General features: G+C 69.4%; 2 protein-coding genes and 1 pseudogene. All 3 read right to left on the reverse strand.

What is annotated here, in order from left to right:
* Nucleotides 1–381 (reverse strand): annotated as a pseudogene (locus tag AC1DY5_RS38335) (hypothetical protein); the annotation flags it as partial.
* Entirely contained in the window at nt 299–3,349 is a 3,051-nt protein-coding gene (locus AC1DY5_RS38340) for a hypothetical protein (RefSeq protein ID WP_478119689.1), read from the reverse strand. The pseudogene AC1DY5_RS38335 and the gene AC1DY5_RS38340, both read right to left, overlap by 83 nt.
* 9 nt (nt 3,350–3,358) lie before the next feature.
* Complete coding sequence (locus AC1DY5_RS38345; protein WP_478119690.1) at nt 3,359–5,800, reverse strand: hypothetical protein; 2,442 nt, start codon at nt 5,798–5,800, stop codon at nt 3,359–3,361.
* Nucleotides 5,801–6,140 lie beyond the last annotated feature (340 nt).

The raw sequence follows: 6,140 nt of genomic DNA on the forward strand, positions 1-6,140 counted from the left end.
GAACGGCATGCTCGGTGCCGTCGGGTGGCTCTTGTCCAGACGCGGCAGCGACACCGGCTTGATGTCAGGACGGAACGTGGCAGACAGGCGCTGCGCCTCGCCGTCTGCCTGATTGAGCGCGGCGTCCTCTGCGCTGTCGAACCCATCGAGCCGTTCGCCGGAATGAATGAGGGAATTCAGCGCGTCGGCGAAAACCTCGGGGTCGGCCGGGATCTCCACCAAGCCGGTGGGCAGATGCTCGTCCGCCTGGTCGGCGGGCGCGGCGGCAGGCGCCGGGGCCGGTGCAGCGGCGGCCTTCTCAGCCGCGACATTCGCTTGCGCTTTCTTCCACAGCGCATCGTGCTTGATCTTCAGCCCGGCGCCGAAGCCGGGGCCGCCCACGGTCGTCTCGTTTTCCTTGTTGAACGGCGCACCGCCCACTTGGAACGTCATGCCGCCGGAAATGCCGGGCATCGGCTTGGTGTAGCCATCGCGCACCTGGCCCTCGAAGAACTTCAGCACTGCGGCCTCGGCGTCGGCGCGGTCCTTCTTCGCCTGGTCGAGCTTGGCCAGGACGCCACGCGGCGCCGGTGCGGGCGCTACAGCTGCGTCGGGGGCTGCGGGCGCTTCTTGTCGTTGCGTTTCTGCTTGCTGGGCTTGATCGGCTTGAGTGCCATTCGGGTTCTCCGTGGTGGTGGGGGAAGACCGCATCGCCGTCCGCATTGGTGCCGATGCGCTCGGCGCCGTACATGGCAAGTGCGGGGCTGGGGTCGCCCTTGGACACCTGATAGCGCTTTGGGTCCGCCCACTGCGGCGCGGCCGGGTCCGCCGCCGGGTCCACGTCAACCGCCGCGGGGCGCGCTGCGATTCGGGCGTTGTGCTCGGCAGCCCATTTATCGGCATCGCGCTTCTCGATCTCCTTGCGGATCTTCGGCGTGCGCTTGTGATCGGGGCCGTAGTGCTGCGCGGCTTGCGCCAGCTCGGCATCCGTCATGTCCGGAATCTGCTTGGCGGCGATGGCCTTGATGTCACCGGCGGGAGCCGTGGCTTTACTCGTCTTCCCCTTCGGGTCGAGCAGGTCCAGCACGTCCTTCTCGGTGATGGTCCCGCGAGCAATGAGATGCTCGGTGCGATCGCGGCCCATGTGCTTGATTGCACGGCCTTCGTGGTTGATGGTCAGCTCGTGGTCATCGGCGCCGAACGTGACGCCAATGTCGCCGAGCTTCTTTCCGCCCTTCAGCAGCTCAACCACCTTCGCGGCAGCGGCGTCTCGCTCCTTGGCCGGCACCCACTCGTGCATTGCGTTGATGGGCGCCACGTCTTCAGCGCCGACGATCTGGTTGCTCGGGTTGTGTTTCGCCTTCACGGCACGTTGGTGGGCGATGCGGGCCTCCAACTCTGCCGGCGAGGGGTGTGCTACCCCAGCGGTTTCCAGTGCGGGAGCTCCGGCTGCGGGAAGTCCTTGGGCGGGGGCAGCATTGCCTCCTGCCGCCGGCGCCTTTTCTGCTCGCGGGGCTTGGGGGGCTGGCGGGGTTGCTCCGGGTGCTGCGTTCTTGACATTGGATGCTCCCTTGACTGCGCTGCGCAGGGTTCGCTGGCCGATGCCCAGGTCGTACTCGGGCGTGCCCTTGATGGCGATACGGATCTCTCCATCGGCGCTGATGTAGGGCACAGCGGAAATGCTCGAGCCGCGCTGGCGCTGGCCGCGCACGTACTCCTCGGCCTCGTCGATCGAGCTGAAGGCGGCATCCTGCGGGGCCAGGGAGTCGTGCAGGTCGTTCTCAGTGGCGTTGACTTGCTGCGCGCTGCCGTCCTTGTGCTCGTCGCCATGCTCTGCTGCGGCTTGCGCGGCGGCTTGTGCGAGGGTGACGTCGTGCGCGCCACCGTCGACGGCGAGCGCGGCGGCGGTCGACAGCGGGCCGGCGTTGGGGTCAATGCCCATGGACTGCGACCGGGTCATCTGCCGCGGCGTGAAGCCACGAGGCGCCAGGTCGAGCGTGCCGGTGTCGTACACGCGCGGGGCCGGCTGCGGGCCTTCGTTCGCACCGGCGGCGTCCGCCAGGCTGAACCGGCTGGTGTCGATGCGCATGCCGGGCCCGGTCGGGCCTTCGGGCTGCACGTTCTCGAACGGCACGCTGCCCGGGGGCGGTTCATTGTTGATCGGCGACAACCGCAGGCCGCTGGTGTCGTAGTTCGCACCGGGCTCTACCGGCGGCAGCCCGCCGGCCGGCGGCGCGGGCGGCGTCCAGCCATCGGCAAGCGCCATGCCTTCGGGCGGCTGCGGCGGGGTCTTGGTCGGGTCGATCGTCGGCGCGGCGTGCTCTCCGCCTCGGATGTTGGCTGCGCCACCCATGACGCCCCCGGTGATCGCGCCCTCGACGCCTTGACGCAGGACGCCGTCCCACAGCGGCTTGCCATCGGCGAAGTTCTGCCACATCTGCTCCTGCATCGACTGCGGGAGCTCCTGCAGCACGGCCTCGGACACGATGCCGCCCAGGATGCGGCGCTGGGTCGACAGGGGCACGGCGGTCGCGGCCAGTGCAGCCTTGCCGTCGCCGATCTTGGCCATGGCCGTCTCGGCAGTCTCCAGGCCCATCCTGTTGGCCAGCCGGCCAGCGCCCGCGCCGATCGCGGCGGTACCGACACCGGCGCCGAGCGAGGCAAGCGCGTTCTTGCGCTGGTCGGCGCCTTCGTACTGGTCCATCTGCTGGCCAGCGGTGACGGCACCCTCCCCTGCTGCACCGGCGATCGGTGCGGCGAACTTCTCGCCGACCAAGCGCTCGAGCATTCCAGGCACAGCGGCCTTCGCGGCGGTACCGGCCGCGGCGTCGGCCGCAACGCCAGCCACGCGGCCGGCGACCATCAGGCCCTTCGACGCGATGCCGCCCGCGACCATCGATGGCACAGACTCGACAACCTGGTTGGCGGTGTAGGCCGGGTTGGTCACGTAGGCCTTGGCGATGCCGGGCAGCTCGCCCGCGACACGCGCGGCCTTGGCAGTGAAGCCAAGGCTGTCGTCATTGACGGCGGCCTCGGCGCCCTTCCAGGCGTTGTCGACCTCCTCCTTGCTCTGCTCGTAGCCCTGCGAGAACTTCGTTTCCTTGGCCCACTTGCCCGGCTGGAACCCGGTTGCTTCGCCGAGCGCGTCAGCGGCTGCCGTGAATGGGCGGTAGCCCGTGGCGATGGCCGGCGCGATGTCGGCGAGGCCAGTGACGATGCCGGGCAGCTGCTCGATGCCGACCTTGGCCGACTTCAGCAGGTCAGTGCCAGTGCCGCCCTTTCCCGGGGGCGACATCTCGCCCTTTTCCCAGTCCGTTGCGCCGCCTGCGGGAGGCGTCATGGCGCCCTGCTCCCAATTGGTATCTGCCATCGTCCTGCCTTATTGAGGTTTCCACTGCTTGCCGTCCCACACGGCGGTCTTGCCGTTGACGGTCGACTTCGTGCCCACGGGGCGCGTGCTGGGGTTGGTTGCGGGCGGGGCCTGGTCCACGAACTGGCCGGTCTGCTCGCTGAAGACGCGATCGGGGGTCCTGTAGGCCACACCGTTGTTGTCGATCTGCTGGCCGCCGGAGGCGACCTTGAAGCGGGCCGGCGCATCCTTGCCCTGCATTTCGCGGATCTGGCGCGCGAGCGTTGCCTGCTCTGCCGGGTCCTTGGAGTTGAGGTAGCGCTGTTGCAGGTCCTGCATCTGGCGCGCGGCGGCCGTCTGGAAGCCTTGCGCGGTCTGCTGGAGCGCCAGGTGGCCCTGCGCAACGCCATTGGTCGCGGTGTCGCGCGCGGTGTCGACGGCGGCGCGCGTGTTGGTGCGCTCCGTTTCGCCCGAGTCGCGGATGTTCGTGCGCTGGAGCTCGCCCGCGTTGTTCTGCGCGGAGATTTGCTGCGCGCTTGCGGTGCGCGTGTTGGTCTGCGCCTGGTCGGCGGCGATCTTGATTGGCAGCTCGGCCGCGGCGATCGCGCCCTGATCGGACTGGAAGCCACGGCGCGGCGACCACGAGCCGCGCGCGGCGGCGGTGCGCAGCGCGGCGGCGTTGTTGAAGTCGGCGTTGCGATCGGCGCCGTTGTTGATGATGTTGACCGTGGGCTGGCCGCTGAGCGCAGCGTCCGCGAGCGGGGTCTTCATGTTGGGGACGAAACCGACTGCGGCGGTTGCGGCCGGCGCGGCGGCAGCGTTCGGGTCCACCGGCTGGAGGTAGTTCGCAGAGCCGCCATCCTCGGGAGCGGCCGGCGCAGTGCCGGTCGGCGCAGCGGCGGCGGCCAGCCTGTTGTCGACCGCGCGCACCTGGGCCTGCGTGGCGCCACCGGGCACGGCCGCCGGGTTCGCGGTCGGTCCATTGATGCCGTAGGCCGGCGCATACGCCGAAGCGGCGCCGGCGGCGGCGTCGCGCTGGTCCTGTTGGAAGTTCTGCGCGGCGCGGGCGCTCTGGTCGCTGGTCAGCGCGAAGCCACCGAATTTCAGCGCGGCATCGTTGGCCGAAGAGACRGCGCCCGCGGTGGTCGGCGCGGCCGGCGTCGGCGCACTGGTCGCGGTGGGAACCTGGGCCGTTCCGGGGTTGGTCGCAGCAGCTGCACCATCGCCGTAGGAGTTGGGCTTGAAGCCGGCGGGCGCGCCGCTGGGCTCGTAGGTGATGCCGGGCTTGCCGGTGGGCGGGTTGCCGCTCAACGTCGGCAGCACGGGCGGCGGGGCGCCCAGGCTGTCGGCGATGCCATTCGCGCCAGTCGTGCCCGGCGGCTTCCATGCGGTCGGCGTCGGCGTGGCCGTGTCGTAGGTGATGCCCGGCGTACCCTTCGGGGGCTGGCCGCTCAACGTGGGCAGCACCGGCGGCGGCGTGTTGACGGCAGCCAGCGCATCGCCCATGACGTCGTTCATGCCGCGCGTGCCTGGTGGCTTCCAGCTGGTGGGCGTGGGCGTGGTTTCGTAGGTCGGTTGCGGCGAGCCGGTGGGCACCTGGGTCGTGCCGGGGTTGGCGGCGCTGGTCGCTGCATCGCCGAAAGACGCCGGCTTGCGCTTGAGCGGGTCGTCGACCGCGCCCCCATTGGCAAAGTACATCTGCGGCTTGAAGCCCTGGGCGGCTGCCGGCGTGTGGGTGGCGTCCTTCATCTGCTCGAGCGTCTGCACGCCGATCGAGTGGACCTGCTCGGGCGACAGCTCGTGCTCGCCGTTGCTCAGATTGACGGGCACCTGCTCAGCCTTCTCGCCTTGAGGCATCTCGGCGCCCTCTTCGGCCGCCGGCTCACCCATCTCTTGCAGCGCGTCGTCGCCGATCGCCTGGGTGGAGTCGGCCGGCATGATGTAGCTACCTGCGCGCACCTTCTTGTGGATGGAGTCGCTGGTGGCGGTGCCGGGGCCGCGCACGGGCCCGCCGTTGGCGAACTTGATGCCGGCCGGGTTGGTCGAGGTCACGCGCGAGGGGTCGCCGCTGGGCGCCATCGGCGAGGGACGCTGCACTGCAGGTGCGGGCGGCGGGGATTCCTGGCGCGTCGGGTTGTTTGCGCCGGTGATGTATTCGCGCAGGCCGGGGAAGAACCCGCCCACGTCGACAACACCACCATCCTTCAGGCCGGCGGCAGCCTCGCGGCGCTTCATGGCGCCCATGCCCGCGTAGTCGGTGATGGCGCTTTGCGGCGCGGCCGGTGCGGGGGCCGGTGCGGGGGCCGGCGCTGGAGCCTGGGCCGCCGCGAGATCGGGGGTCGGCTCGGGAATGCCCATGGCACGGCGAACGAGGCTTCGCACGAGTCCGCCATCGGCGTAGTTTTGCGCCACGAGTCCGCCCTCGGCGTAGTAGTTGGGCGCCTTCTTGTGGCGTGGTCGAAAGCCGTGCATGGCTACCCCTTGATGAATCGCATCGAGCGATTCTTTCGAGCGGGTGCCAGTCGGCCAAACCCTAGAGGGGTGTGCCCGGTTATCTCGCCCCAGGAGGGGGAGTCAGGGGGGAGTTAGGGGGGAGATAGGGATGGCAAATGCCATCCATTGCCATGGCGGATGTCGGTAGGCAAAGTTGTTGACCTCGCCGCCTCTGCTCAATCAAGCACTCGCGCACCAACTATGAACGTTGGTGTGGGCTGGGCGATTCACAGTTTTTGAGCGTTTCCCATTGGCTGGTCAAAGTTCATGAGCGGCAGCTTCAGAGAAAGCCGTACTGCCGTTATGGCCCGTTGAGGAC

Source organism: Variovorax sp. P4_D9, from assembly GCF_056401695.1.